The sequence below is a fragment of the Paraeggerthella hongkongensis genome (assembly GCF_003726035.1).
Classification (GTDB): Bacteria; Actinomycetota; Coriobacteriia; order Coriobacteriales; family Eggerthellaceae; genus Paraeggerthella; species Paraeggerthella hongkongensis.
In genome coordinates, this window is record NZ_QICD01000035.1 from 1 (window position 1) to 26049 (window position 26049).

The 26049-nt window shown below is 60.7% G+C and carries 29 protein-coding genes and 3 tRNA genes; 8 read left to right on the forward strand and 24 right to left on the reverse strand.

Annotated elements, in window-relative coordinates:
- From DMP08_RS11395 to arcA, 3 genes are all read right to left on the reverse strand, one after another.
- A partial coding sequence (locus tag DMP08_RS11395) for an amino acid kinase family protein (protein ID WP_123193006.1) occupies positions 1-637 on the reverse strand: 637 nt, incomplete at its 3' end.
- Positions 638-658: 21 nt separating this feature from the next.
- Positions 659-1654: an ornithine carbamoyltransferase gene (gene argF / locus DMP08_RS11400; RefSeq protein ID WP_123193007.1), complete on the reverse strand. Its 996-nt coding sequence runs from the start codon at positions 1652-1654 to the stop codon at positions 659-661.
- A 168-nt stretch (positions 1655-1822) separates the two neighbouring features.
- Positions 1823-3040, reverse strand: coding sequence for an arginine deiminase (gene arcA / locus DMP08_RS11405; RefSeq protein ID WP_114567551.1), 1218 nt, complete (start codon positions 3038-3040; stop codon positions 1823-1825).
- Positions 3041-3581: 541 nt separating this feature from the next.
- Between arcA and DMP08_RS11410 the strand changes: the two genes are divergently transcribed.
- Positions 3582-3657: transfer RNA gene (locus DMP08_RS11410), tRNA-Arg, on the forward strand.
- 285 nt (positions 3658-3942) lie between these two features.
- Positions 3943-4185 (forward strand): glutaredoxin family protein, encoded by a 243-nt coding sequence (locus DMP08_RS11415; RefSeq protein ID WP_114567552.1) that lies wholly within the window; start codon positions 3943-3945, stop codon positions 4183-4185.
- Positions 4186-4214: 29 nt separating this feature from the next.
- Here the strand turns inward: DMP08_RS11415 and DMP08_RS11420 are convergent, their stop codons facing one another.
- Positions 4215-5117 (reverse strand): LysR family transcriptional regulator, encoded by a 903-nt coding sequence (locus tag DMP08_RS11420; protein WP_123193008.1) that lies wholly within the window; start codon positions 5115-5117, stop codon positions 4215-4217.
- A 205-nt stretch (positions 5118-5322) separates the two neighbouring features.
- Here DMP08_RS11420 and DMP08_RS11425 point away from each other — a divergent pair, with 205 nt between their 5' ends.
- On the forward strand, positions 5323-7041 hold the full coding sequence (locus DMP08_RS11425; RefSeq protein WP_123193009.1) for an FAD-dependent oxidoreductase: 1719 nt from the start codon (positions 5323-5325) through the stop codon (positions 7039-7041).
- A 451-nt stretch (positions 7042-7492) separates the two neighbouring features.
- A tRNA-Gly gene (locus DMP08_RS11430) sits at positions 7493-7566 on the forward strand.
- Positions 7567-7637: 71 nt separating this feature from the next.
- On the opposite strand, the gene DMP08_RS11435 is transcribed toward DMP08_RS11430, so the two are convergent.
- The 4 genes from DMP08_RS11435 to murI form a co-directional block, all read right to left on the reverse strand.
- Complete coding sequence (locus tag DMP08_RS11435; protein ID WP_123193010.1) at positions 7638-8201, reverse strand: DUF4256 domain-containing protein; 564 nt, start codon at positions 8199-8201, stop codon at positions 7638-7640.
- Between the two features lie 189 nt (positions 8202-8390).
- Positions 8391-8467, reverse strand: a tRNA-Pro gene (locus DMP08_RS11440).
- Positions 8468-8585: 118 nt separating this feature from the next.
- Positions 8586-9188: an RdgB/HAM1 family non-canonical purine NTP pyrophosphatase gene (rdgB, locus tag DMP08_RS11445; RefSeq protein ID WP_123193011.1), complete on the reverse strand. Its 603-nt coding sequence runs from the start codon at positions 9186-9188 to the stop codon at positions 8586-8588.
- Between the two features lie 44 nt (positions 9189-9232).
- Entirely contained in the window at positions 9233-10150 is a 918-nt protein-coding gene (gene murI, locus DMP08_RS11450; protein ID WP_123193012.1) for a glutamate racemase, read from the reverse strand.
- Between the two features lie 116 nt (positions 10151-10266).
- Between murI and DMP08_RS11455 the strand changes: the two genes are divergently transcribed.
- Both DMP08_RS11455 and DMP08_RS11460 read left to right on the forward strand, forming a co-directional pair.
- Positions 10267-11205 carry an AEC family transporter gene (locus DMP08_RS11455; protein WP_123193013.1) on the forward strand — a complete coding sequence of 313 codons (939 nt, stop codon included), beginning with the start codon at positions 10267-10269 and terminating at the stop codon, positions 11203-11205.
- A 9-nt stretch (positions 11206-11214) separates the two neighbouring features.
- On the forward strand, positions 11215-11700 hold the full coding sequence (locus tag DMP08_RS11460) for an aminoacyl-tRNA deacylase (protein ID WP_123193014.1): 486 nt from the start codon (positions 11215-11217) through the stop codon (positions 11698-11700).
- 1 nt (position 11701) lies between these two features.
- Here DMP08_RS11460 and DMP08_RS11465 read toward each other — a convergent pair whose 3' ends face one another.
- The 12 genes from DMP08_RS11465 to DMP08_RS11515 all read right to left on the reverse strand — a co-directional run bounded on the left by DMP08_RS11465 (position 11702) and on the right by DMP08_RS11515 (position 19728).
- Positions 11702-13372, reverse strand: coding sequence for a L,D-transpeptidase family protein (locus DMP08_RS11465; RefSeq protein ID WP_244596966.1), 1671 nt, complete (start codon positions 13370-13372; stop codon positions 11702-11704).
- Positions 13373-13592: 220 nt separating this feature from the next.
- The gene (locus tag DMP08_RS11470) at positions 13593-13943 is read right to left on the reverse strand and encodes a type II toxin-antitoxin system RelE family toxin (protein WP_337959670.1); all 351 of its coding nucleotides are present in this window, start codon (positions 13941-13943) and stop codon (positions 13593-13595) included.
- A complete protein-coding gene (gene relB / locus DMP08_RS11475) occupies positions 13859-14089 on the reverse strand; it encodes a type II toxin-antitoxin system RelB family antitoxin (protein ID WP_123193016.1) in 231 nt (76 codons plus the stop codon). Before relB ends, DMP08_RS11470 begins: the two co-directional genes overlap by 85 nt.
- Positions 14090-14449: 360 nt before the next feature.
- Positions 14450-15400: a hypothetical protein gene (locus DMP08_RS11480; protein WP_148042360.1), complete on the reverse strand. Its 951-nt coding sequence runs from the start codon at positions 15398-15400 to the stop codon at positions 14450-14452.
- A 15-nt stretch (positions 15401-15415) separates the two neighbouring features.
- Positions 15416-15865, reverse strand: a complete 450-nt coding sequence (locus tag DMP08_RS11485) for a Panacea domain-containing protein (RefSeq protein WP_161555467.1) — start codon at positions 15863-15865, stop codon at positions 15416-15418.
- A gap of 289 nt (positions 15866-16154) precedes the next feature.
- Positions 16155-16421 (reverse strand): SH3 domain-containing protein, encoded by a 267-nt coding sequence (locus tag DMP08_RS11490; RefSeq protein ID WP_123193019.1) that lies wholly within the window; start codon positions 16419-16421, stop codon positions 16155-16157.
- A gap of 43 nt (positions 16422-16464) precedes the next feature.
- Positions 16465-17229, reverse strand: coding sequence for a hypothetical protein (locus tag DMP08_RS11495; protein ID WP_123193020.1), 765 nt, complete (start codon positions 17227-17229; stop codon positions 16465-16467).
- Between the two features lie 195 nt (positions 17230-17424).
- Positions 17425-18402, reverse strand: a complete 978-nt coding sequence (locus DMP08_RS11500) for a peptidoglycan recognition protein family protein (protein ID WP_123193021.1) — start codon at positions 18400-18402, stop codon at positions 17425-17427.
- A 1-nt stretch (position 18403) separates the two neighbouring features.
- The gene (locus DMP08_RS11505) at positions 18404-18757 is read right to left on the reverse strand and encodes a phage holin family protein (RefSeq protein ID WP_123193022.1); all 354 of its coding nucleotides are present in this window, start codon (positions 18755-18757) and stop codon (positions 18404-18406) included.
- 95 nt (positions 18758-18852) lie between these two features.
- Positions 18853-18987 (reverse strand): CD1375 family protein, encoded by a 135-nt coding sequence (locus tag DMP08_RS12755; protein ID WP_280176559.1) that lies wholly within the window; start codon positions 18985-18987, stop codon positions 18853-18855.
- Positions 18988-19012: 25 nt separating this feature from the next.
- Positions 19013-19285, reverse strand: coding sequence for a hypothetical protein (locus DMP08_RS11510; RefSeq protein ID WP_148042361.1), 273 nt, complete (start codon positions 19283-19285; stop codon positions 19013-19015).
- Positions 19286-19290: 5 nt separating this feature from the next.
- Positions 19291-19728: a hypothetical protein gene (locus DMP08_RS11515; protein ID WP_123193024.1), complete on the reverse strand. Its 438-nt coding sequence runs from the start codon at positions 19726-19728 to the stop codon at positions 19291-19293.
- 150 nt (positions 19729-19878) lie between these two features.
- On the opposite strand from DMP08_RS11515, the gene DMP08_RS11520 reads away from it, so the two are divergent.
- Both DMP08_RS11520 and DMP08_RS11525 read left to right on the forward strand, forming a co-directional pair.
- The gene (locus DMP08_RS11520; protein ID WP_161555468.1) at positions 19879-20163 is read left to right on the forward strand and encodes a transposase; all 285 of its coding nucleotides are present in this window, start codon (positions 19879-19881) and stop codon (positions 20161-20163) included.
- Positions 20164-20165: 2 nt separating this feature from the next.
- A complete protein-coding gene (locus DMP08_RS11525; RefSeq protein ID WP_123193026.1) occupies positions 20166-21089 on the forward strand; it encodes an IS3 family transposase in 924 nt (307 codons plus the stop codon).
- Here DMP08_RS11525 and DMP08_RS11530 read toward each other — a convergent pair.
- The 4 genes from DMP08_RS11530 to DMP08_RS12475 all read right to left on the reverse strand — a co-directional run.
- Positions 20978-24058, reverse strand: coding sequence for a phage tail protein (locus DMP08_RS11530; RefSeq protein ID WP_123193027.1), 3081 nt, complete (start codon positions 24056-24058; stop codon positions 20978-20980). The genes DMP08_RS11525 and DMP08_RS11530 overlap by 112 nt on opposite strands.
- 10 nt (positions 24059-24068) lie before the next feature.
- Positions 24069-24593, reverse strand: a complete 525-nt coding sequence (locus tag DMP08_RS11535) for a hypothetical protein (RefSeq protein ID WP_123193028.1) — start codon at positions 24591-24593, stop codon at positions 24069-24071.
- Position 24594: 1 nt separating this feature from the next.
- Positions 24595-25362 (reverse strand): hypothetical protein, encoded by a 768-nt coding sequence (locus DMP08_RS11540; RefSeq protein ID WP_123193029.1) that lies wholly within the window; start codon positions 25360-25362, stop codon positions 24595-24597.
- Positions 25359-26049 (reverse strand): phage tail tape measure protein (locus DMP08_RS12475; RefSeq protein ID WP_161555469.1); only part of this gene is annotated, 691 nt, incomplete at its 5' end. The genes DMP08_RS12475 and DMP08_RS11540, both read right to left, overlap by 4 nt.

The window sequence follows — 26049 nt, forward strand, 5'->3', positions numbered from 1 at the left end:
CGGGGACGCCCTCGTACAGGCCCTCCTTCTCGAACACCGGCACGCCGCCGCCGCCCGTGGACACCACGATGTAGCCCGCGTCCATGAGGTCCTTGACCGCGTCGAACTCGACGATGCGGACCGGCTTGGGGGAGGCGACGACCTGGCGCCAGCCGCGGCCCGCGTCCTCCTTGTAGGTCCAGCCGGTCTCGGCGGCCTTGGCCTTGGCCTCCTCCTCGGAGAGGAAGGCGCCGACGGGCTTGGTGGGGTTCTGGAACGCCGGGTCGGCCGGGTCGACCACGGTCTGCGTCACGACGCAGGCCGTCGAGCGGTCGATGCCGCGCAGCTTCATGTCGTTGAGGATGGCCTGGGACAGCTGGTAGCCGATGTAGCCCTGGCTCATGGCGCCGGCCTCGGGGAAGGGCATCTCCGGGGTCTTGCCGTCGTTGGCGGACGCGTAGGCGAACGCGTTGTTGATCATGCCGACCTGAGGGCCGTTGCCGTGGGACACGATGACGTTGGTGCCCTCCTCGACCATGTCGACGATGTTCTTGGCGGTGTCCTTGACCAGCGCCAGCTGCTCCTGGGGCGTGTTGCCCAGGGCGTTGCCGCCCAGCGCGATGACAACGGACTTGCCGTCACCCTTCTGATAAGGCATGCTAATTCACCTTGTCTTTCTTTAGGAGAGGGTGGCGTACATGACAGCCTTGATGGTGTGCATGCGGTTCTCGGCCTCGTCGAACACCTTGGACTGCTTGGACTCGAACACCTCGTCGGTGACTTCCATCTCGGTGACGCCGAAGCGCTCGGCGATGTCGGCACCGATGGTGGTGTTGGTGTCGTGGAAGGCCGGCAGGCAGTGCAGGAAGATGGCGTTGGGGTCAGCCACAGCCATGAGCTCGGAGGTCACGCGATACGGCTCGAGCAGACGGATGCGCTCGGTCCACACCTCGTCCGGCTCGCCCATGGACACCCACACGTCGGTGTAGATGGCATGCGCGCCCGTGCAGGCAGCCTTGGCATCTTCGGTCAGGGTGATGGTGCAGCCGTTCTCGGCAGCGATGGCCTTGCAGGTCTCGACCAGCTCAGCCTCGGGCATGTTCTCCTTGGGGCCGCAGGCAACGAAGTTCATGCCCAGCTTGGAGCACACGACCATGAGCGAACGAGCAACGTTGTTGGCAGCGTCGCCCATGAACACCAGGGTCTTGCCCTTGATGTCGTAGTTGAAGTTCTCCTGCACCGTCAGGATGTCAGCGAGCATCTGCGTGGGATGCCACTCGGTGGTCAGGCCGTTCCACACCGGCACGCCAGCGTTGGCGCCGAGTTCCTCGACGTCGGTCTGAGCATAGCCACGGAACTCGATGCCGTCATAGAAGCGGCCGAGCACGCGGGCGGTGTCCTCGATGGACTCCTTCTTGCCCATCTGCGAGCTGCCGGGATCGAGGTAGGTCACGCCCATGCCCAGGTCCATAGCGCCAACTTCGAACGCGCAACGCGTACGGGTGGACGTCTTCTGGAACAGCAGGACGATGTTCTTGCCCTCGAGGTAGCGATGGGGGGTACCCGTCAATTTCAGGTTCTTGAACTCACGAGACAGCTTCAGGAGGTACTCGATCTCCTCGGTCGTGAAGTCGAGGAGCCTCAGGAAGTTGCGTCCGCTCAGGCTAGTAGGCATAGTTCATTCCTTTCGTCGTTACTAACAAACAAACTTGAAGATCGGCAGGCGGCGCCAAGTTTTCCACCCGCCCCTTTTCGGTGCGCCTCGACCGCTTCGCACAGTCTTGGCGCACCGTAAAAGACAGAAACTAGATAGAACTAGATTATCGCACGAGCGAAGGTAAAACTAGTCCTCGCGGATCAGCGGCATGCTCATGCAGCGCGGGCCGCCACGGCCACGGGACAGCTCGGCGGAGGGCATCTCCAAAACATTGAGGCCCTTCTCCTTGAGCAGCGCGTTCGTCACGTCGTTGCGCTCGTACACCACGATGGTGCCCGGAGCGATGCACAGCGTGTTGGAGCCGTCGTTCCACTGCTCGCGCTCGGCCGCAATGCGGTCGCCGCCGCCGCAGGGGATGAGCTCCACGGGGTTGCCGACGTACTTCGCCAGAATATCCTCAAGCGTGTCGTTCATTTCCTTGACCTTGATGCCATCGCCTTCGGCGGTGATCTCGAACACGGTCAGCGGGCCCATGATGCCCGGATGGATGGTGAACTTGTCCACGTCGATCTGGGTGAACACCGTGTCGAGGTGCATCATGGCGCGGTTGTTCGGGATGTAGAACGCCAGGATGGTGTCGACCGGGCTGGTTTCATCGTTGAAGATGTTGTGCGCGATCGCGTCGATAGCGTCGGGCTCCGTGCGCTGCGAGATGCCGATGGCCAGCACGTGATCGTTGATGTTGAGGATGTCGCCGCCCTCGATGTGGAACGTGTTGTAGCGGCTATAGTACTCGGGGGTTCCCTGGAAATCGGGATGGTACTTGAAGATGTACTCGGCGTAGATGGTCTCGCGGTTACGCGTGACGGAGTACATGCGGTTGATGGACACGCCGTTGCCGATGGACGCGAACGGGTCGCGGGTGAAGTACAGGTTCGGCATCGGGGCGACGACCATCTTGGAGGACTCGGAAACCAGGTCAACCAAGGAGTTCGACTTGTCCGTATGCAGCTCGGTAAGGTTGATGCCCTCCATCGTCTTCATGACGAAGTCCTTGGCATCGGGGAAGTTCTCCTGCAGGTAGTCGAAGATGATCTTCTGGTAGCGCTCCGTGCGGATGCCGGCCTCTTCGATCCACTGCTTCAGGAACTGCTCGCGCAGCGCAGGGTCGGACTCGAGCACCTCAGCCGTGAGGTCCTCCAGGTAAACGACCTCGACGCCGTTGTCACGCAGAATCTGCGCGAAAGCGTCGTGCTCCTCCTGGGCGACCTTCAAGAACGGGATGTCGTCGAACAGCAGCTCTTCGAGCGTGTTCGGCGTCAGGTTCAGAAGCTCTCGGCCAGGGCGATGGAGCAGAACTTTCTTCAAGGGCTTGATCTCGCTCTTGACGTTCACGCCAGCCATAGCAACCCTCCTTTTCCTTTTATGCATTTACAGATTTTCGACTTGCGGCAGCGCCCGTTGCGCACCGGGCGTCCGTTCGACATCGCCAAAATCTCATGGTTCGAAATAAATTGCAACCACAAAAGCGAAACAAAATGGACCCCCTCGCAAAGGCACGTGCTTTTTCGGCGAATGGTAAGGTAAATCTGCACATTTCTTCACATTTTGAACACATTTACTAGCGCAAACTAAAGCGTTTTTCAGGGCTAAATCACCCTATTCTGCACAAAAACAAGCATGCCTCCCCCATTTTGCACCCGGTCCTTGTTTCGTGTTTATGCATAAATATTCAAAAAGATGCAATTACCCTGCAAACAGGTCGACGCTTTGCGTTCCGGCGCGAGCGCTTTAGGAGCCATTCATGCTTTCGAAGCGGGCTTAAACTACCTAAAATCCCTGATCTACGACCATTTTTACCACGAGAGAAGCCCTATTGCCCCATTGGCTCATAGTTTGTCCCGCCTGGCTTCATTTAAGGTATAATACCGATGCTCAATGAAACGCGCCCATGGCTCAATGGATAGAGCAACGGACTTCTAATCCGTCGGTTGCAGGTTCGAGTCCTGCTGGGCGCACCAGATTGCTCCAGCCGTTTCGCTCTCGCGAAACGGCTTTTTACTGACTCCATTTTAAAAAAATTTGAATTATTTCAAATTTCTTTTTCTATTGCAATAGTTTTCGCGCATTATTTTTCCTTCCAACAACAGGCCGGGGACTCCGCGCCCATTCGACGCGCGCTCGGGAAACCAATTGGCAACAGCTGTGCCGCAGGACGCTTCCCTTAAAGATGATAAGTTAGAATAGTAATCTAAATCACCGACAGAAACGCTCGCCCTTGCTCAGCGCATCGAGAGGAGCCGCACATGCCCTACCTGGAAAACCACACGCTTTACTACAAGAAATCCTGCCCGTACTGCCAAAAAGTTCTACGATTCATGGACGCGAACAAGATCACCATGGATACGCGCGACACGTTGCAGCCGGGAAACCAGAACGACCTCGTGCGCATCGGAGGCAAGAAGCAAGTTCCCTGCCTCGTTATCGGCAACCGTCCGCTGTACGAATCAGACGACATCGTCTCGTACCTGCGGGGCATCGTATCCTAAAACGGTACCCCGATTTCTCGTCTGTGCACTCAGAATCGCTTGCGCAGACGAGCGGCACGCTCGCACAAGTACTCAACCAGCTCGTCTTCAGCAGACGTTGGGGTTCGCGTTTTCAGACGAGATGCCCCGAATCCCCACGTAAATCCGCGTAAAGGCACGGCGCGCACGTCCTCGTTGCCCCTGAACACTTCCAAACACGCCAGGTGAGGCAGCGTGAACCCGACGCCTCTCCCATGCAACACGAACTCGTATATCCAGAAAATCTCGGAGTATTTCACAATCTCAGGCGGATTCGCTCCGGCGCTCGCGAACCAATCCGACAGCGCACGGTAGCATTTGAAGTCGTCACCGGGCATGGCGATGCGTCGGCCCGCAAGGTCCTCGGGACCGATGGATTCGCAATCGCCGAGCGGATCGTCGCGACGCACCCAATACCATACGGGAGACGTGTACAGAAGCCGGGATTCGAACTCCTCATCGCACGGCACGACGGTCAGAGCCATGTCGTAAAGACCCTCGCTCAGCGCGGTCTCGCACAAAGCGTCGGGCATTTCGCACAGCGATATGGATACGTCCGCATGGGTTTTGAGGTAATCCTGCAAGAAATCGAAACCGAGAAAACCGGGAATGCCCAGCGAGCAGGCAATGCGCAGCTCGACGTAGCCGCTCGAGGCTATGCGATCGAACGCAGCTGACAGCAAATTGCGCTCGGCCCGCACGCGTTTGGCGTACTCGTAGAACTCATGGGCGTACGGCGTGGCAACGCGCGAACCGTCCTCGTCCATAGTGAACAGCGAAACTCCCAGTTCGCGCTCCATATTGCGAATAGCCTTCGTGAACCCTTGAGGAGACATGGGAACCTTGGCGGCGGCAGCGCTGAAGCTCGGCGATTCGTACGCCAGTATGAAGTAGTCGCACCTGTCCTGAAGCATGGAGCCCTCCCTCCCCTTCTCCAGATCGAACCTTATTGTACTACCAACCGCGTGCGAACGGGTGAAACCAAACGTTTCAAGGGGCATCGGCTAGCTGGCCGCGAATCCATTGCGCAACCCGACGCCAAGGGGCCAAACTGAAGGCACGCCGCAGGAGCGCGGCTGGAATCGCTTCTCAGGGAAGCGACGTACAAGGAGGATCATCATGTCCGAAGCAACCAGCAACTTGAGCCGTCGGTCGTTTCTCGCGGGAGCCGGCATTCTAACCGCAGGATTCGCCGGAGCCGCGCTGGCCGGCTGCAGCCCGAGCGCGCCCGCCACGGGCAGCAAAGACCCGGCCGCAACGTCCGAAGTAGGCGGCAACGAACCTACCGCAAACGGCAGCGACGATTTGTGGAGCATCCCCGAACTGGGAGAGCCGAAAGAAACCGTCAAGGCAGACGTATGCATCGTCGGTGCGGGAGGAACGGGTACGGCAGCGGCCATCCAAGCCATTGACCTGGGCCTCAAGCCGGTTGTGATCGAGCGTCTTTCCGGATACGGCGGATCGTTCATCGGAACCGAAGGCATGACGGCCCTAGAAACGCATTTCACCAAGGCCGACGGCGACATCATGTTCGCCGGCGCTTACAACCCTAATGCCCCGTACGATGTGAAGAACGCCACGAACACGTGCCTGAACTACCATCACTGGATTCCGCAGCACAAGCTGTACGAGAACTTCTTCGGGCAGACGTCCGAAACCATCGACTGGTTGGAAAGCCACGGCATCGAATTCGAAGGAAACATCTCCATCGGCGCCGGTCCGAAGGTATGGCACGTCTACGACAAGGGAGACAACGCCAGCCCCGGCGGCTACTTCATGCAGTGCTTCGGCAAGGAGGCCGAGAAACTGGGCGTCGAAGCTCATTTCAACACATTCGGCCGCAAGCTGATCCTGGAAGACGGCAAAGTGGCCGGTGTTCTGGCCGAAAAGGACAACGGCGACGTATTGAAGGTCGAAGCGCCCGTGGTCATGATATGCACGGGCGGCTACGCGAACAACCCCGAAATGCTCTACAGCGTATCTGAAACGAAAAACGAGAACATCCAGGCGCTTGGCATGGACTGCCGGGCGGGCGACGGATTGAAGATGGCCAAGGACGCCGGCGCCGAGTTCGCCGAAGGCTTGGGCACCGTCATGTGGTGCGGACCCGTCACCATAGGAGCCGTTACGGCAACGTGGACCACCGACGCGTACTCCGTAGGCGTGCAGCCCACCGTATGGCTCAACGAAAAGGGCCAGCGATTCTGCAAAGAAGACCTCTGGCTGGACGACTTTTCGGGCGCTGGCATGTGCGTACGCAACCAGGATAAAACATTCGCCCTGTTCACCGAAGCAGATATGAAGCGCTGGGAAGCAGACGGCCCCGACGGGCAGGTGTTCTCGTTCGGCACGCCGGGAACGCCGCTGGCAAAAGCGCGCGAGGTCCTGCAAAAAGCCGAAGGCTGCCACGTGGGCGATTCGTTGGAAGACCTCTGCGCCAAAGTCGGGCTGGACCCCTCCGCCGTCAAGGCGACCGTCGAGCAGTACAACGCCTACTGCGACGTCGCGGCGGGCCTGAATGGAGAAGACCCCAGCGCTGACGAGGAATTCGGCAAGCGATCCAAGTTCATGCACAAGGTGGATGCGGGTCCCTATTGGCTGTGCGAAACCGCCGACGGATTCTACACCACGTGCGGCGGCATCAAGGTGAACGAGAAGATACAAGTCCTCGACGACAAGGACCAGGTGATTCCGGGCCTGTACGCCGGAGGTTCCGACGCAGGCGGGCTGTACGGCGACTCCTACGACGTGAAGTTCGCACCCGGCTCGCAAGCAGCATGGGCCGTTAACTCCGGGCGCCTGGCCATGAAGGATGCCAAGGAATACCTGGGCAAGTAAGCCGTTTCGCCCGACGCGAGCGAGCTTGCAGCCGCCGAGCGTCCCTTCCGAACGTTTGGCGTCGAACGCACCGGGCACATCTTTGCACTGCGGCTTCGGCTTCGTCCCCTCCCCCGTGCGGAAGCCGCAGGACCCCGCGCACCGCGACTCGATCTCAATTCGACCGAGTCGCGGTGCGCTTTCGAGCAGGCGTTTCTCGACGATGACCCTTGCACGATGAATCGGGATGCTGCCGCAAACCACTCCGCGCGCGGCAAAAAGCATCGATTCCTGCCAATATTTCCGGTTTCCAGCGCTCGGGACGGCAAGCATCGGGGCAAAAGCGGCTCGATTCCCGCTTTGGGTTTTCGCGTCGATGGCCGAGTTCGACCGGATTCGTGGATTCCCTGGGATAATTTTGCGCGCATCGGAGAAACTTGCGGTACAATAGGCGCCGCGCTCAATGCGACGTGCGGGTGTGGTTCAATGGTAGAACCTGAGCCTTCCAAGCTCATGACGCGGGTTCGATTCCCGTCACCCGCTCCACGAACGCTCAAGAAGCCCGATCACCACGATCGGGCTTCTTTTTTCCCTTCGCTTCCCTTGCGTCAACAAAACTACAATTCCAGCATTGCGCGGAACCCGCGCGCCGCATAGTAGGAATCCGCGCCATTGTGAAACGTGAACACGCGGTTGTAGCGACGGTCGCAGAACAGCGCGCCGCCTAAAGCACGCACGTCGTCAGGGGTATCTATCCAACTTGACGTCTTGAGGTCGAACGCACCGACCTCCTGCAAGCCCCGGTATTGAGCTTCGGTGAGAATCCTCGCTCCCATGGCATCCGCCATGCCAAGCGCGCTCCCTTTCGGCTTGTTGCGCTTGCGGATTTGAAGCGCTGCGTCGTCGTAGCACAAGCCCCTTCTCCCGGCAGGGCTTTCAGACGAGCAGTCGAAGAACGCGAGCGCATCGCCAGCAGCTCGATCGCGCACGACGTCAGGTTGGCCGCCGGACGCCTCCATGACCTGCAAGACGGCCAGCTTCCCGGGAGCCGCCGCAAGGCGAAGGCGCACGTCGTCCCATGACGCATCAAGATGACGCTCGGGATGCTGCTCGAAACGGACGCGCAAGGTTGTCAGCAGATCGTCGAAGTCACGATCAGCTTCGGAATGGACGGATTCCATCGCTATCGCCCCTTATCTAATCTCATGCTCATTTGAAAACATGGTAGGACAAGAAGACGCGCGTGGCGCACAGGGCGCGAAACAGGAAGGAAACGGTTGCCGACAGCGTTTGCGCCCCGGCAGGAACGCCGAGGTCTCGAAAGATTGCAAACCGTTTGCACGGACGCGGATCCGATTCAAAAAGAAAAATGGTCGGGATGACAGGATTCGAACCTGCGACATCCTGCTCCCAAAGCAGGCGCGCTACCAGGCTGCGCCACATCCCGACGTTCGGCTTGACGAAAGCCTATACATGATAAACGAACCGCATGATAATGGCAAACGCAAAGATGGCGAGCGCCCCGGATGACCCTCTGCGACGTGCGGCGCTTCGGCGTGCGGCCGCTACCGCTTCGCCTCCAGCTTCGATCGCAGCTCGCGCAGGGCATTGCCGCGATGAGACACCGCGTTCTTTTCTTCGGGAAGCGCCTCGGCAAGCGTACGGCCATCCGCGAACACGTCCGGCAGGAACAGCGGGTCGTACCCGAAGCCGTTGCTCCCCCGCTCCTCATGCCCGATGCGACCCTCTATGGTGCCGCGCGCAACCGTCTCCGAGCCGTCTTCGTCGACCAGCACGAGCGTGCACGCGAATCGCGCCGTGCGATCGCGATCAGACACGTTCGCAAGCGCGGAAAGCAGCTTTTCGTTATTATCGGCGTCGGTTGCACCTTCGCCTGCATAACGCGCGGAATACACGCCGGGCGCGCCGTCGAGCACATCCACCTCAAGACCGGAATCATCGGCCAAGACGGCCTTTCCTCCGCTCGCTTCATGCGCCGCGAGCGCCTTGATGCGCGCATTGCCCAAAAACGTATCGGCGTCCTCTACGGGGTCCGAATCGATCCCCAATTGGCGCAGCGTTTTGAACTCCCAACCGGGGAAATCCAACGCTTCGGCAATCTCGCGGGCCTTGTGGGCATTGTTGCTTGCGATGACGATAGTCTTCATAGGATGCCTTTCAACCTGATTCCGAGGGATCGAATGCGCCGACGCTACGGACAAGAAGGGAAATCGACGCGCCCGGCGGCATCGATAGGATTGCGGAACACCCGGCTGCCGAACGTGCGGAATTCCTCGGCATCCTCTCCGGTGGTGTAGAACTCGTAGCGCGGCACATGATCGCACGAAGCAAGGGCACCGCGTCGGCCGAGTATCTGCATCACGTCGTTCGCAGCTTCCTTGGCCGACGAGATGAGCGTGACGTCGCGCCCCACCACGCCGCCTATCAGCGCTTTCAACAACGGGAAATGCGTGCAGCCGAGTACCAACGTGTCGATGTCGCATCGACGGAGCGGCTCGAGATATTCCTTCGCGATTTCCTGAAACGCCGGACGAATGTAGACCTTCGACGCAAGCGAGGTGTAGTTCTCGATGGGCCCCTCGGCCATGCGAATGCCCTGTTCGGCTATCTCGACGAAACGAGGCGTAGCCGTCGAGAACACCGTGATGCCCGCGTCGATATGGCGAATGGCGTCGGTATACGCGTTCGAGTCCACCGTCGCCTTCGTTGCAATTACCCCGACCCGGCGACTCTTCGTGGCGTGAACCGCCGCGCGAGCCCCGGGCTCCACCACGCCGATGACCGGCACGGGAAACGCCTTTTGGGCATGAGCCAAACCGGCAGCCGTCGCCGTGTTGCACGCGATGACGATAAGCTTGACGCCGCGTTCCACCAGCCAGCCGCCGATTTGCTGCACGAATCCGTCAACCTCGGACAACGAGCGAGGCCCATAGGGGCAGCGAGCCGAGTCTCCCAGGTACGTAATAGATTCGTGTGGAAGGGCCTTCGCGATCTCACGCGCAACGGTAAGCCCGCCGAAGCCTGAATCGAACACGCCGATCGGCGCGTTGTCGTAAGGAATGCGCGATCCGCTCTCGCGCGACTCAGTAGATGTTCGAAGATCGTCCATGCATCCAAGTATACCGCAGGCTTGGTTCGTGCGCCGAATCGGCACCGGGCTGCCATAGTTTCTGCTAATCTTGCAGCTGCCCTAAAACCCGAACGAATCCCCGAAGAAAGAAGCCCATGAGCTTTCAAGCTATCGAATACCAGATGATCGTGCTGTTTTTAGCCATGGCGCTGGGATTCGTCGCGCGCAAACTGCGCGTGATGAGCGAGGAATCGGACAGGATGCTTTCGCGCCTGGTGCTGACCATCACCCTTCCATGCACGATCCTGGCATCCGTCCTTACGCGCGACAGCCTGCCCGACCCCGCCACCATCGGAACCATCCTTTTGTTCTCGTGCCTCGCGTTCGCGTTGGTCCTTGCCATCGCCTTCGTCGTACCGCTTCTGTTCGGACTCAATCCCTCGAAACGCGGAACGTACAGCTTCATGCTGGCGTTCGGCAACACGGGCTTTCTGGGATACCCGGTGCTCGAAGCGGTTTTCGGCCGCGAGGCGGTTCTTTACGGAGCGATATTCAACATCCCTTTCAACATTTTGGTGTTTACCGTAGGCGTCATGATGCTCTCCCAATCCGAGCAAAGCCTGAAAGAACAGGTACGCGAAGGCGCGCGCAACCTGATCAGCCCCAGTCTGATCGCGTGTCTTGCAACCATGGCGCTCGCGCTTCTGAACGTGACGGACATCGGCGTATTCGGCAAAGCCATCGACACCATGGGATCGATGACCACGCCGGCGGCGCTGCTCATCATTGGATCGAGCCTGGCAACCGTGCCCGTAAAAACAATGATCACGCACTTCAGAACCTACATCATGGCAGCGTTTCGCTTGTTGATCATTCCCGTATGCATCTGGCTTGCATTCAGCCCTTTCGTTGCCGATCCGCTGCTGCTCGGCGTGCTGGTCGTGGTGAACGGAATGCCCGTGGCGACGAACGGCACCATCCTATGCCTGCGCTACGGAGGCGATTTGAACACCATCATACGCGGAACGTTCGTGACGACCGCGCTTTCGCTTGTTACCATCCCCGTTCTCGCCGCTTTAGTGGGCGGCGTGTAGGAGCGAACCATGCCCAAGCAACATGAAACGAAAACCAACGCCGTACGCGAACTGGAAGCAGCCCATGCCGACTTCGAAGCGCGCTTCTTCGATTGCCCCGAGGCTCTGTCGGGCGTCGAGGTGGCGCAGCTTCTGGAGCTCGACCAGGACCGCGTGTTCAAAACCCTGGTCACGCAGGGAAAATCGGGGGAACACTACGTGTTCATGATACCCGTGGCCTGCGAACTCGATCTCAAGAAGGCAGCGGCGGCCGTGAACGAGAAAGCCGTAGCCATGATCAAAGCGCGCGAGCTTTTACCGCTCACCGGCTACGTGCACGGAGGCTGCTCTCCCGTAGGTATGAAAAAACAGTTCGCCACGACCATCGACGAAACAGCCGAGCTGTTCGAGCGCATCGCCTTTTCCGGAGGGCGCATCGGATGCCAGGTGGAAATGCCGCTTTCCGAATTGGCGCGCATGATGCCGCTTCGCATAGCGGATCTGACCGTGGTGTAGCCTACCAGTGGCTAACCACCACATCACCCGGCTGGATGATGCCGTACAAAGCCGCAGCCGACGAAGGCGGTAGGTTCACGCAGCCATGGCTTCCGCCGCCGTCCTGGTACCTTGTGCCGCCGAAATACGGCTGCCAGTCGGCATCGTGCATTCCGATCACGTTGCCGACGAACGGCATCCAGTACTGCACGGTGGACTCGTACTTCGAACCGTCCAGGTTCGTTCCCTTCAACACCGACGGAGATGCCTTCGAGTTGAGCACGTACACGCCCGTGGGAGTATTGTGGGCGCCGTTGGGCGTACCGCTCACGCACGGGGCCTCCCAGATCAGCGCGCCCGAAGCGTCGTAGAAACGAACGTACTGCTCGGACAGGTCGATGTCGCAATACCGAGCGCCCCAGTCTTGGGCGCCAGCGCCATTGAACGCCGTACCCGAAGAGAACGTGGGCACCTCCGCGCTCTGCACGCTTCCTGCGGCAACCGCCTCTTTCACCATGGCAAGAAGCGCATCGCGATCGACGTCCCATCCGTAAGGCCCTCCCTGGACGGTAATCACCTTGCCGTCGGGTCGCGTATACGTACGCGCCGTGCCCACGGTGTCGCACGCGGCAACCACCCCGTCGACCCATGCGGTAAGAGCATCTTCGTTCAACGCAGCGTTCATGTCTTCGCCGAGCACGACCCACTGAGAAACAAGGCCGGGATTAACGGCGCCCACCTCGGTTCCACCCATAGTAAGCGTGAGGTTCGCCTTGATCATGGTGTTGGCCGAATCGGCCGCAGCTTTCAGCCGCTGGTCGGAGGAGAGGACGGTTGGCTTCTTCAAATGATCAGCCGTGAGCTTGGCCGTAGGGTTGAGCGCTACCAACGCCTCGTCAGCCGCCCGTACAACCGCATCGGCATCAAGGGCGGTTCCGGGGGCTTCTGCTTTCACAACGAATGCGCCCACAGATTCATCGTAGGCGACCGTGGCATCCGTCGGCGGCGTAGCGGTTTCGTTGAACGTTTCCACAGCCTTACGTACAGCCTGTTCAAGACCGGATTCATTGAAGCTGGCAACCAATTTGTCGGTAGCGTCGTGCGTGCGCGCCAGTTCAAGGGGCCATGTCCACGGGCTGACATCCGCATGAGCTTGCTGGACGATTTTTCCAGAATCAAGCGACAGGCCGGCATCAGCCGCCGTCAACTTCAACGTGAATCCTTGCCCGGTCACGGTCAGCTTGTAATCCTTGACGGAGGATGCCAGGGAACGCTCGGCATCCGCAGAAGACATGAGCGACACGTCCACGTTGCCAATAGTGGAATTCGGCATGAATCGATCGAAGAAGTACACCGACCCGCCAATGTACGCAACAGCCGCCAGCGCCACGATCACCCCCAGCACGATGGCGAGCACCTTCAACGGCCTGCGCCGCCGACGAGGAACGGCCATCGCATCCGCAGAGAGCGTATGGAGCGAATCAGGGGACGCGTACACCTGCTCGGAAGCGTACATCAACGGATAGTCCTCCGCCTTCGAAGCGGAAGCGGGCGGCATGGCGGCCGTCGCATCGGGAGCCGAAGAATCGGAGGGAACAGGAGAAACTACCTGCCCAGAATCGGTATCGTTCGGACGCTGCGCGCCAGCGGCATGACGGCCGTGCGCAGCCTTGTTATATTTCTTGTCGCTCATAATCTCTCTCATGAGGTCGGGGCGTCGCATAATTGTAGCAAGCAAAAGCTGCTTTTTCTGTAACAAAACGGCAGCAGCTACAACTAACAGGTCGTTCGGCGCGAATGCCCGAAGGGTCTCAAGTCGCGTCGACGAGGGAGAACGTCGATCCCGACACAATAAAAAGCCGCTTGAAAAATATGCTGCTATTGGTTAATTATCGACTACGATCTCTCAGAATTCAACGATCGCATGCATCGCGCCTGCGTCCGACCTCGATAGCGAGGATAACCATATCACCGTCGCGTATCTCGCACAAAATCCTGCAATCGCCTATGCGGTACCTCCGCTGACCAGAGCGGTTTGCCATCAACCCTTTTCCGCGCGCACGCGAATCCTCGCAGCCGCTCAGATTCTTGTCGATCCATGCGAGGATGATTCTGCGCTGCCCGGCATCTATCTTGGCGAGTTGCTTGATTGCCTTGGGCGAATACTCCATGCGCCAACTCATAGCAATCCGAATTTGCGCATGACCTCTTCGTGGCTGATCGTCACAGGGTCGGCATCGAACTCGGCCTTGGCATCGTTCCATGCCTTCAAATCGAGTTCGTCCTCTATGCGCTCAAGAGCGGTACGGCGCATGAAGTCGGATGCGGTTGTCCCGAACGTCTTGGCATAGTCTGAAATCAACGCCTTTTCACGATCGTCCATGCGGACAGTCATAGTTGCGCTAGCCATGTCGGACCTCCTTCCAATTGATGGAACACATTGCAACACAATGACTGACGAGATGTCGTCGCATAGCTGCGAAGAGGCATCTGCAACCCTGTTTCATAGCGTAAAAAAATGCCGCTTGAACTGGTATTATCCAGAACAAGCGGCAATTGTGAAGTTGGTGGAGGCGCGGAGAATCGAATGTTGAGTCACAAGCCTATGACCTGCGTAAACCATGCCGTTGGGGATAATTTTGGGCTATATGCCCAGACGAAAGGAGTTTTCGAATGAAAAACGATGCGCTCTAGCCGGCTACGATGGCGACATGGGAGGAGTAGTCGATAAGCCCGCGCCTCGATCAGGTGCGCAGGCTTCAATGATCGGCTAAAGCCCGAAAAGACGCTGGACCAAGACCGGGAAGATCGCAACGAGATCCACCGCGCGGGCAACGACCACGACGACGATGAACGCGATGAACAAGGCGTTGACCAATCTCAACAGCTTGCGCATCGCCTTGTTGTCGATATCCGACACTTTGTTAAGGAACATGAACAGAGCGCATGTCATGTTGAACATGAAAAAGCCTACGAGCAGCACGACGAACGAAATGCGGTAGATACTCGCCTTGTCGATGTTCTCAAGAACCGACGAAGAGAACGCCGTGCCCGACATGAACGCGACGACTATGGCGGCGAAGATGCCGAGGATCGTGATGTAGTTCCGCTGGAGCTTTTGCTGCGCGTCCTCTATGTCGGTTTCAACTTTTCTACTGAACGACGCTTCAGCTCCAGCAACCTTCTCCTTGATGCTGTCCTCGAACTTCTGCTTCAGTTTCCTTATCTTTTTCTGCTGTTCCCTGTTCTGAATGGCCATGTACTCTATTCGATTGTTTTCAAGTTCGATGTGATCGTGGAGCTTCCTGATGTGAAGAATCGCGTTTTCATTCACACCAGACTTAACCAGCTCCTTCTCGATGAGGTCTATGTTGTTCGACAGGTTTATAGCCTCAAACGGAACATCCTCGTCAAGGCGCCCGTTGGATTTAAGCAGCCCTTTCAATACCGCGTAGACATCCGAGTACATATGTCTGAATCCCTCATGCATATCGAAATACAGCTTGACGAAGAAAACCGACAAGTCTCTCGCCGTAACCTCGTCGAGGCTGCACTTCATGCATGCAAGCGACGACAAGACGTCCCTCGCAGCAGCTCTTTTGGTTTCGTATAGATCCATAGGGCATATGAGCGGTATATCGACCGCCCCTCTTTGAGGCGGAAGCAATTCCTCGATCGAATCGTCGAACAGCTTTCCGAATTCGTTAGCACTTCTGGTCAAGGGAACTCAAATACCTTACTTGCGATTCGATTCGATTATGAAATCGTTCGGAATAACTTCCTTGTAGCCCGAACCTCCCCGATACACGCGATCCCACGGAGAATTCTCCGCATGCGCGATCTTCACCAAGTCCCAAGGGTATTTTTCGCGCAAAAAATCAATTCCATCATCGATGAAACTCTTCAAGTTTCCGAAGTCGAGCATATCGGCATCAGAATGCCTTCTGTAAATCGAGCACCCTCCGTAAGACGAATACTCGCGGTAGACACCCACCATTACCGGTCCGTAGGGCCATGCTTCGAACTCTTCCTTGAAAAGGAGACTGTTCGTCTTTTTGCAGTACACAGCCTGTAAGAAGTAGAGGATCTTCTGAAGCTGGAGGTTGCTGACCGGCTTACCGTCCTTGGTGCACTTGTCGACGACGTAGTGCGCCAGCTGAGACGCAGTGCATACGTATTGGCTCATGGCAACCTCCTTTCCCGTAAAGAACATTCTACCACCGATTGTCAACACGCGGCCACGGTCGGCCTGCGCAGCGGCTACCGAATGGCAGCGAAGGACAGACGAGAGAGAGCTTCACGACCTCGAATGAGCATCCTCGTCCCCCACCGCGATCAGGATCGACCCCGCAGGGAGCTATCTAATTTGCCCCGAACGCAAAAAAGCCCGCGCCCCCGAAGGAGCGCGGGCCGTCCCCGAAGGGATGATGCAGCGGTCTGGACAGACTATACCACGGCGGCGAGGCTGATCGCAACTACCGCTTGCGCAGGTACTCCTCGCCCCCGTCGGCGGTCCCCACGGCGATGTAGCGCGTCTCGCCCGTCCAGGACGTGTAGCGGCCCCACAGGTATCCGTCGGCGACCTCGTCCCACTCGTCGAGCGCGACCGTCTCGCCATCGACGTAGGATGCGACCACGGCCCCCGACATGCCCGGAGCGTCGCGCACGTTGAGCGAGTCGGCGACGCACTCGTAGGTGCCGCCGGAGACGCCGGAATACGCAGGGTCGCGCAGTTCACGCATCGGCGAAAACGTCCGGCCCCCTTACCATCCTGGATTGAGAACGTCACCCCCGAACAAGATCGTTGACGACATTAAAAACAGCTTCGGGAGAAAACGGATGAGCAATGATGAAGTCGGCTACGGCAATTACGAGAGTTACGAACGTCGCTAACATTATAAATTTGGTCATGCGCGTCATCTGAGCACTTTGCGATTCTGCCTCTTTCGCAATTCTGAACTGGGAATTCACCAATCTTCGCTGTTCGTCGGCAATCGCCATCTGATACTCGGCGAATTGGTCGCCGTATGAGCTAGCGATGAGAAGAGATTCCATAGTCGACAATGAGCAGTGAAGCTCGAATAGGCCCTTCAACCTCTCGTCGCGCGCGCAAGGCGCATAGAGGACTGCCGTTGCTGACGCCAGCTCTGCGATTCTGCGCTTCGCGTAAACGAGCTTCTCCCTAGACCATCTCTCAGGTTTTTCCCCTGATACAATATCGGGAAACAGCTGGCTCAACGTGAAAACGACATTCATCAGAACCGACCCTGCCACGAGCTTCGCCGACTCCGCGTCTCGTATGAGGTAATCAGCGAATGCGTTTCGTAGCCCTAACAAATCGGTCGAGTCGTGCGCAACGTCCTTATCTGCGATCCTTGAAATCCGTTCTTCCTCCGTCTTCATTAATCTTTCGATTTCCGACTTTCCATTCGCCATGTATTCACCCATGGCTTCCTCCAAGTCTTGAAGATCGACGGCAAGACCGTACGCCTCCGTTGCATAGCCTATGATTTCATCCTGAATCGGCAAGAGCGTTTCCTGATCCGCCATCCGTCGCCTCCTGAAGGGGAAAGTGCGTAACGAGACCGCAATTTTAACACCATCCTTTTCACCGGGCTACATCAGCCCGGCGCTTTGCGCAACTCGACGCACCGGTCGTAGCCGACGGCGATCAGGCAATCTCTCCATATCGCGTTCGACGGTCACCATAGCTGACGGAGCATCAATCCCCATCCAGTAGGCCGGCTATCCCAGCTCCATGTCCCCGCCGACGCCGGTCGGCACCTCGCCGGACATCATCGCGCCGGACGATCCGAAGGCGTACCACTTGCCGCCGATGCTTCGGCACGTCGAGCGCGCCATCGCCCCCGACTCGTCGAGCCAGTACCACTTGCCGCCGTCGAGCAGCCACCCGGTCTGCATCGCGCCCGACGCGTCCAGGTAGTACCACGCTCCGTCCACCTCCGCCCATCCCGTGGCCATGGCGCCGGAGCCGGTCAGGTAGTACCACTTTCCGCCGACGCTCTGCCAGCCGGAGAGCATGCGGCAGTCGTCGCCGAACAGGTACCACTTGCCGTCGACCAGCTGCCAGCCGGTGAGCGCGTAGCCGTCCGCCCCGAAGCGGTACCACGCGTCGAGCGCGAACCATTCTCCGGCCGGCCAGGAGCCGTCCGCCCGCCTGTACCACCAGCCCTTCTCGTCGTGGACCCATTCGCCGGACGCCCCGGCCATCCTGTCGTACCACTCTCCGGCGCGGCGCATGTACTCCGCGTTCTGCGACCCGGCGAGCTCGCCCGGGCAGAGCGTCGCCGACCAGTGGCTGTGCGGGAACACGTTGACCATCCACTCCGGGCGGCCGAGCCCGTGCTTTCGGCATATAGCCGCCACGAGGTGCGCCCCCGCCTCCAGCGCGGCCTCGCCGACCGTCCACGGCCAGCTGCCGTCGTTGGCGTGCTCGACGCTTACCGTGTTGGGGTTCGCCCAGTCGTTTCCGCACGCCCAGGCGGTGTCCCAGTCGTTTACGAGCTGACCGACCGTGCCGTCCGACTGCACGGCGTAGTGGGCGGACGTCGAGCTGTTGAGCCATGTGCTGTAGCAGTCCTCGATGCTCAGGTCGCCAGCCATGTGGTGGATCGTGACCGCCTGGATCGATCCGTGCCTGCCGCAGGTGAAATTGCGCGGCAGGATCATCTCGACGTCGGCGTTCAGGCCTTCCCAGTCCATCCTACTCCTCCTTCTCTCCCGGCTCCCCGCCAGGCGATGCGAGCGTCTTCCCGACGGGGCTGTCCTTGATGTCGGGGTTGAGCACGCACAGGTTCTCGACGATGCTCACGACTTCGGTCAGGATGACGAACGCGCACACCGCGCTCACAGCCGGAACCGATATGCCGAGATCGGCCACGCTCGCGGCGAACTCCAAGAGGTACGCGAGGGCGATGAGCCCGAAGAACCCGGCCTTGTGCCACAGCCCCTCGCGCATCTTGCCGCTCTTAAGCGCGCCGGCCTTGACGGCCCCCGCCACTCCGGTCGCGACGTCCAGCGCCATGCACAGGATCGTCGCTATCAGCAGATTCTCCATTGCTTGTCTCTCCTTGTCTCGTTTTGCTTTGAAAAGCCCGGCAGGGCTTGCCTCGTCGATTCTCCGGTATTGTCTTGCGTTCGAGCGAACGGAACCTATCCGGCCGCTTCCTCGCTCTCTGCGGCCTCGTCGGCGTCAAGGAGGGCTTGCACGCCGCCTCGCCAGAGCGCAGGGACGTTCTCGATTTCCCACTTGCCGTTCTTCACCAGGCTGTAGTAGACCTTGATCATGATGATTCCTCCTGTCCTTTCCTGCTTATTCGCCCGCTACGAGAGCGCCGAGCTCGGCGACCGCAACCATCAAGTCCTCGACGCTCGCGGATGCTCCGTCTGTCTGCCCAGGAGCGCCCGCCCGCTCGACGTACACCGCGACCTCCTCGTAGTCGTCGTCCGCCCACGCGAACTTCTCCACGTCGTCGGGCGGGACGGCTCCCTTCTTGACGACTATGGTCGGGGACAGCGTCCCGGCCGACAGGTCGGGGTTGGCTATCTCGTTCCCGTTCTCGTCGACGATCCTCATGCCGGCCATGCCCATCACCTCCATGTTCCGGTAACGTAGTAGTGCAGGCGCACCGTTCTCGAGTAGTTGCCGACGCTCAGGACGAAGAACTTCGGGGCTTTGTCGCCGAACACCGTGTGCACGCCGGGCCAGAACGCTCCGCCGCCCGGGTCCTCGATGACGACGTCTGCATGCACGAGATTCGTAAGGGCGAACGGGAGGGCGTGGCCTCCGCGCATCGTCCCGTCGTACGTCATGCCGCCCCACTGCACGTTCGTGGACGTCGGCGTGGACGTTGCGCCCCAGCACTCGGCGAACCCCGACGCCCACTTGCGCCACCGCCAGATGCCGCTCGTGCCCTGGGCCACCACGAAGTCGACCATGTCATTGCCGTTGATCTGGACGGGCAGGTTCTTGTCGCTCGACAGGTAGACTTTCGTGGCCGACCCGACTGTGGCTGCGTACCCCGACACTATCGCGCTGCCGTTCGGGGTCACCTGGAGGCCGCAGTACTGGGCGGGATCGGACGGCGTGTGACCTGTATCGTTTTTTCGGACACGGGATTGCGAGATTTCGAATCAGAAATCTAGTAACCTGAAGCAACCGAGAAAAGGAGCAGGATAGTGGCTAACACGTCAGCGAAATACACCGATGAATACAGGCGGGAGACCGCCGACTACATCATCTCGACCGGCAGGCCGACCGCCGAAGTCTGCAGGGAGTTGGGGCTGAATCCCAAGACTGCGAACAGATGGGTGAAGGATCGCAGGAAGATGCTCTCCGGCGACGGGTCCACGCCGGAGGATGATGCCGAGATGAGAGCTCTGCGGAAGCGCAACGCCGAGCTCGAGATGGAGAACGCCTTCCTGAAAAAAGCCGCGGCCTTCTTCGCCAAAGAGCAGGCGTAGCCATGCGCTACCGGCTGATGCTGGCGGAGAGGGCCGAATTCCCGATCAACCTGATGGCGCGCATCTTGGAGGTGTCGCGATCAGGCTTCTACTCGTGGCTTTCGAAAGGTTGTCCGGAGGATGACTGGAGCGAGGTGCGCGAAGTGGTCCACCGCGTCTGGCTGGAGTCCGACCGGCGCTTCGGCGCCCGCTTCGTCAAGTGTTTCATGCCCGATGAGTTCCGAGACGTCACGCTCTACCGTGTACGAAAATGCATGCGCGAGCTGGGGATAAAAGGATGTACTCCCTATAAGTCCAAACGCACTACGATTCCTGACAAGAACGCGAAACCGCGTCCCGACCTCGTGCACCGGGACTTCACGAGCCCCATTCCAACCTACAAGCTTGTGGGGGATATCACCTACCTGCGCACAGGACAAGGCTGGCTGTACCTATCGACTGTGATCGACCTGAACACCCGCATGGTGGTGGGTTGGTCGCTTTCGAGTCGCATGACGGCTGATATCGTGGTGAACACCCTTGCAAGTGCGAAAGCTCGAGGTTATGTTGCTGAAAATGCAATTTTTCATGCAGACAAAGGCGCTCAGTATACCAGTCGCTTGCTAGCCGGATGGGCACGCGACAACGACGTACGCCTGTCATGCAGCCGTACTGGTAACTGTCACGACAATGCAGTCGCTGAGTCGTTTTTTGCGACGCTTAAGAACGAGATGTACTACCGAGAGAGTTTCGCGACCAGGGATGCCGCGAAGATGGCTGTCATCGAGTTCATCGAATCCTACTATAACCGCAAGCGACCCCATTCATCGATCGGTTACAGGATCCCCGCCGAGGTGATGGATGCATTCTTCGAACGTACGAAACCTATGGACAAAGCAATTGCGATGGCAGCATGGAATCTCGAGTTTCCGTGTCCGAAATCTTGACACAGGTCAGTGCTCTTGACGTTGCCGACGTGCACGCGGTCCCCGCGGCAGACCAGCTCGGATCCCTCGACGTTGACGATGGCCTCCGAGGCGATCCTGAGAGCGCCGTAGTACGACCCGTAGATGTCGATGGTGCCGTACGATACCTCGCCCTTCCCTCCGCACAGCTTGATGATCGAGTTGACGGAGTTCTTGCCGAGATCGACGACGCTCGCACCGAAGCTCGACAGGACGTTGCCAGCCGCGTCGAGCACCTGGAACGCGCCCGCCGCCATGCGGGAGCGGAACCCGCTCCAAGAGCCAGACGACTTATTGCCGACCTCCAGGCCGTCGGCGGTGTACTGCATGTAGTCCGAGGCCGTCTTCGCCGCGCTCGCGGCCTCGGTCCGCGCCGCGTTCGCCGTCGCGCTCGCGGAGTTCGCCGTCGCCTCGACGGATTCCAGCGAAACGGACAGCCCGCTCGCCGTCTGCTCCACCGTGGACACGCGCGCGCCGAGGGCGTCGGTCGCGGCCGCGCTCGACGTTATGCGGTCCGCCTGCACCTTGATCTGAGCGTCGGCGTACGTCTTCGCGCCAGCAAGGGCGGCGTCGGCCTTGGTTTTGGCATCGGTTGCAGCGGCGTCGATCGCCTGGCCCTTCGCCGCGTCCACCTCGGCCTTGGTGGCGCGCAGGACGATGGCTTCCGCGTTCTGCTCGATCTTGGTCTCGGCGGAAGCCACCCTCGCTCCAAGGGCGTCTGCTGCCGATTGGGCCTTTTCGGCCGCCGACTTGGCCGCGTCGGCCGTCGCCTGCGCGGTCGCGGCGCTCGTTTTCGCGGTCGACGCGCTCGCGGCTGCCGCGTCCGCCGCTGCCTTGGCGTTCTTGACCGCGAGCTCGGCGGCGGCGACATCGGCTTCCGTCGCGCCGACGCGGATGGACACCGCATCTAGATTGGCTTCGGCTGCTGCGAGATTCGCCGCCGCCGCGTCGGCTGCGGTCTGGGCCGCCGCTGCGTTGCCCGCTGCAGCCGTCGCGTCCGTCTGCGCCTTCGCGGCGGCGGTCTTGGCCGCGTCGGCTGCGCTCTGGGCGTTGTTGGCCTTGGCGTCCACTGCGGTCACCGACGCCGCCGTGCTCGTTATCGCCTCGGCGTTCTGAGTGATCTTGGTTTGCAGGTCGGCCTGCACCGTCGAGAGGTCGGTCTTCTTGGCGTACTGCTGCGCCACCGTGGACGCGACGCCCGCCGCGCTGCGCTCGATCTCCGACATGAGCCGCGACTCCGTGAGCGTGAGGTCGGTCTTCCTGGTGTAGTCGGCGGCCATGGTGTCCGTGACGGTCTTGATCTGCCCGGCGAGGTCGGTTCGCACCTGCGCGGCGTAGGCCTTCGCCCCCGCCGCTTGCGCGGTCGCCGCGTCGGCCGTCGCGATCGCGGCGGCGGCGTTCTGCAGCGCCGTCCCCGCGGACGTTTTGGCCTCGGCTGCGGCGGCCTGCGCCGCGCCCGCCTTGGCGTCGGCTTTTCCGGCCGCAAGCTGCGCGGCGTTGCTTGTGGCTTCGGCAGCCGCCACCGCCTGCTTGACGACGACCATCTCCGACTCGGCGACCTCCGCCTTCGCCGTCGCCTGGTCGGCCTTGTCCTTGGCCGCGAGAGCGTCGGCTGCGGCTTGGGTCGCGTCCGCGAACGCCTTGTCGGCCTCGGCCTTAGCCGCATCCGCCGCGATCTTGGCTGCGTCCGCGTCGGTCTGCGCCTTGTCCGCGCTCCCCTGGGCGGCGTCGGCGCGCGCCTGCGCGTCCTTGGCGATCTTGTCGACGGCGTCCGCCGCCTCGTAGGCGCCGTTGATCCCGGCGTTGAGCGTGGCGGCGTGCTTGCGCACGATGTCGCCTATGTCGTCGCCCTCGATGCCGAACACGTACTCGTCGCCCTGCCAGTCGGTCGGGCGGTGGACGATCCTCGACACTATCATGTATGAGTCGTACCCGTGCGGGGCGCTCGTCACGCGCACGTAGTCGCCGAGATCGATCGGCTGGACGCGCGGATCGATGCGGGACAGGTCGTAGGCTTTGACGCTCAGCGTCTCGATCTCGTTGGCCTGGCCCGGCAGCCAGGACAGGGCGCGGTCTACCAGGCGCGCCCTGTCGGTCACGTCGTCCCACACGACGGCGCGCTCTCGGTACCCCACTTTCGACACGAGGTCGACCGACACCACCGCGTCGCCGCGCTTCTTGTAGCGCGCGTACGCGTCCGCGTCGCCGTTACCCAACGGCTCGATGGTGACGCGGTAATCAGACCCTTCCGGCTTCGCGCCCAGAGGCACGACCGCCGAATAGATGGGCGATCCGTCGCGCGTGCGGGCGAACTTCAGCAGGTTCGCGCCGAACTCGATGCGCTGGGACGCGGTGCCGTCGGTGTCGGCCAGGTAGTCCACGTAGCGCGCGCCGCCCACGTAGCGGGCGCGGACGAAGCCGCCCAGCTTCTCGAGCAGCTTCTCGCGTATCACGAGGCCGGTGCTGGGGTACGTCGAGTCGGAGCGCAGGATGTGCTCGTTGTCGTCGAGGAGGTGCCCCTGGTTCACGCCGGGGCGCATCTGCTTGGCTGGCTCCACCTTCGCGTTGTGGTTGTTGATGAGCCACTCGAAGTACCCGTAAGGGTCGCTCGGCGCGAGCAGCGGCGCAGCGCCCGCCACCGTGGAGTAGGGGCGCACCGACGTGTCGTTGAGGTAGGCGAGCTCGCCCTCGCATCGGTATTCGACGGTGCCCACGTCGTCCACGTCCTCGCAGGAGTGGGCGCGGCCCCGCATGAGGCAGCGCGCGCCCTCCCACGCCTCGATCTCCGGCTCGACCGATTCGAGCTCGATGACGCCCGCGCACTCGTGGGTCGCCGGCATCTTGAACGAAAGCTCCGATGCGCTGCGAAGCGAGCGCACGAGCTCAACGTCTAAAAGCTCGACGCCGGCGTCCGGATCGTAGAGGACGCGGCCGCCGTACAGAATGCGCATGCGCGCCTCCTTAGAAGTTGAGGTTTTTGTACAGGTCCACGGTCATGTAGGTCGACTCGGGAACGATCTTCCCGCGCACGTACTGCCAGTTGCGCACCGCCATGGTGATGATGTCGTTAGCGGCAACCGGGATAAGGCGCGACACCAGGTCGAACACCACGTAGGTCGAATCGCTGTCCTCGGCGCTGTACTGCCAGAACGTCGTCCCGTTTTTCCTGATGTCGACTTCGAGCGCGTCGCCAGCCGGCAGGCTGTTCGCGTAGATGTGCACCGACACCTTGGCGAAGCCCGCTTCGGCGATCCTGATGCCGCCGCCCGACAGGCTGAACGCGTGTCCCGTCTTGACGATCGAGCCGAACGGGACCGTCTTGTACTGGTTGGTGAGGTTCAGCGCGGAGGGCGCGTAAGCGGACGCCGCCTGGGTGAGCGTCGTTATGTATCTCTCGATCACCCGGTCATTGCCGCAGAAGTCGGCTGGATCGACCAGGTCGTTGTCGCCGGGCAGCTTCAGCCCTAGCCTCGTCGTCGTTTCCATGTTACAGCTCCAATACCTCGTATGCGATCTTGACCCGGTACGCCTCGTTGGGGGCGGGCGCGCCGGCCATGTACATGACCTCGTGCCACCTCTTGCCCTTGAGGTCGGCCCACGTGAGGCCCCTCTCCTTGAGGTCGCCCCACGTCGTGGTGCCTCCTCTGATCGAGCCGCCGGTGTTGACGTACACGTCCGACGCCCCGTCGCGGATCGTGAGCCCCACGGCCGTGTGCGATCCGGGCGGCAGCACGACGTCCACGCCGTTCGCCACGACGTGGCAGGGCATCTGCGATTCGAACACGGGGCGAACCCGCCCGCGCCCCGGCAGCAGGCGAAGCTGCGCGCCCGCCTGGGCGTCGACCGTATGGACCTTCGTGCCGGCGGACTTGTAGGGGTTCGCGGTGACCTTCACCTTGATTCGGCGGAGGTGCATTCGCGAGTACCACTCGTCGACCTCGAATCGTCCGCGATAGACGTAGCCCCGATCGAACCCGAGCACATAATCAAATAATCGCCCGTGAAGAAATCTCGCCACGTCCGTCTTGATCCGCTCGAAATCGCCAGCGCCCGTCGGAACGGAGAACACCATGACGTGCTCCCTGTTCTCGTACAGGACGTCGCCGAACGCTTCGGTGGCATCGAGCGCGCCGTCCCCACCCGGGATGTCGATCATGCGCATCTTCGGCTTAGGGGGCTTGAACTCGGATTCCCCTGTAAGGCGCAATCCGAACCTCTCCTCAAGCACGACGCCGCTCACGGTCACGTCGTTCATAGGCCTCGCGCCCTCCTTCCCTCGATGGATCCGAGCCTGGCCCCGAACCTGGGGGCGAGGCGGTCGGTGACCTCGCGGCCGTCCAGATAGACCGGGACCGGCTCGTTGGCCCTCGTCGATTCGATCGCCGAGACGATCGCGTCGTACAGGTCGGCCTGCGTGACGCCTCCCATGTTGTCGGCGACCGCGCTCGCGAACGGCTCCATCCTCCGAGAGGAAAGCGGGACCACGGCTTCGGGGCCGCGCTCGCCCACGCCGATCACCGACGCGCCGGAGAACACGCCGCCTCGCCCGTACCAGTTGACGCCGACGCGCGGGACGCTTCCGGTCTCGGGGCTGAAGCTGCCGGACAGGGTGAAGTGCGGAAGCGCGCCGACTTCGATGCGAGGGAGCTGCAAGCGCATCCCGGAAACCTCCGACTGGATGCGCCGCAGGCCCGAGCGGACGGCCGCCTCGGCTTTCGAAACGCTTCCGGTCGCCGAATCGGCGAGCGATCCGAACGACGAAGACGCGGCTTTCAGCCCGGAGGGCATGGCGGAAACGGCCTTGTCGAGCACGAGGGCCGTTGCCGTCGCAGCCGCGAAGGCAGCCGAAGCGGCCAGCACGGCTGCGGCGGTCGTGGCGCTCGACCCAGCGAGCGCGACCATGGGGCCTGCGCCCGCAGCGAGCCCGCCGGCAGCCGCCACC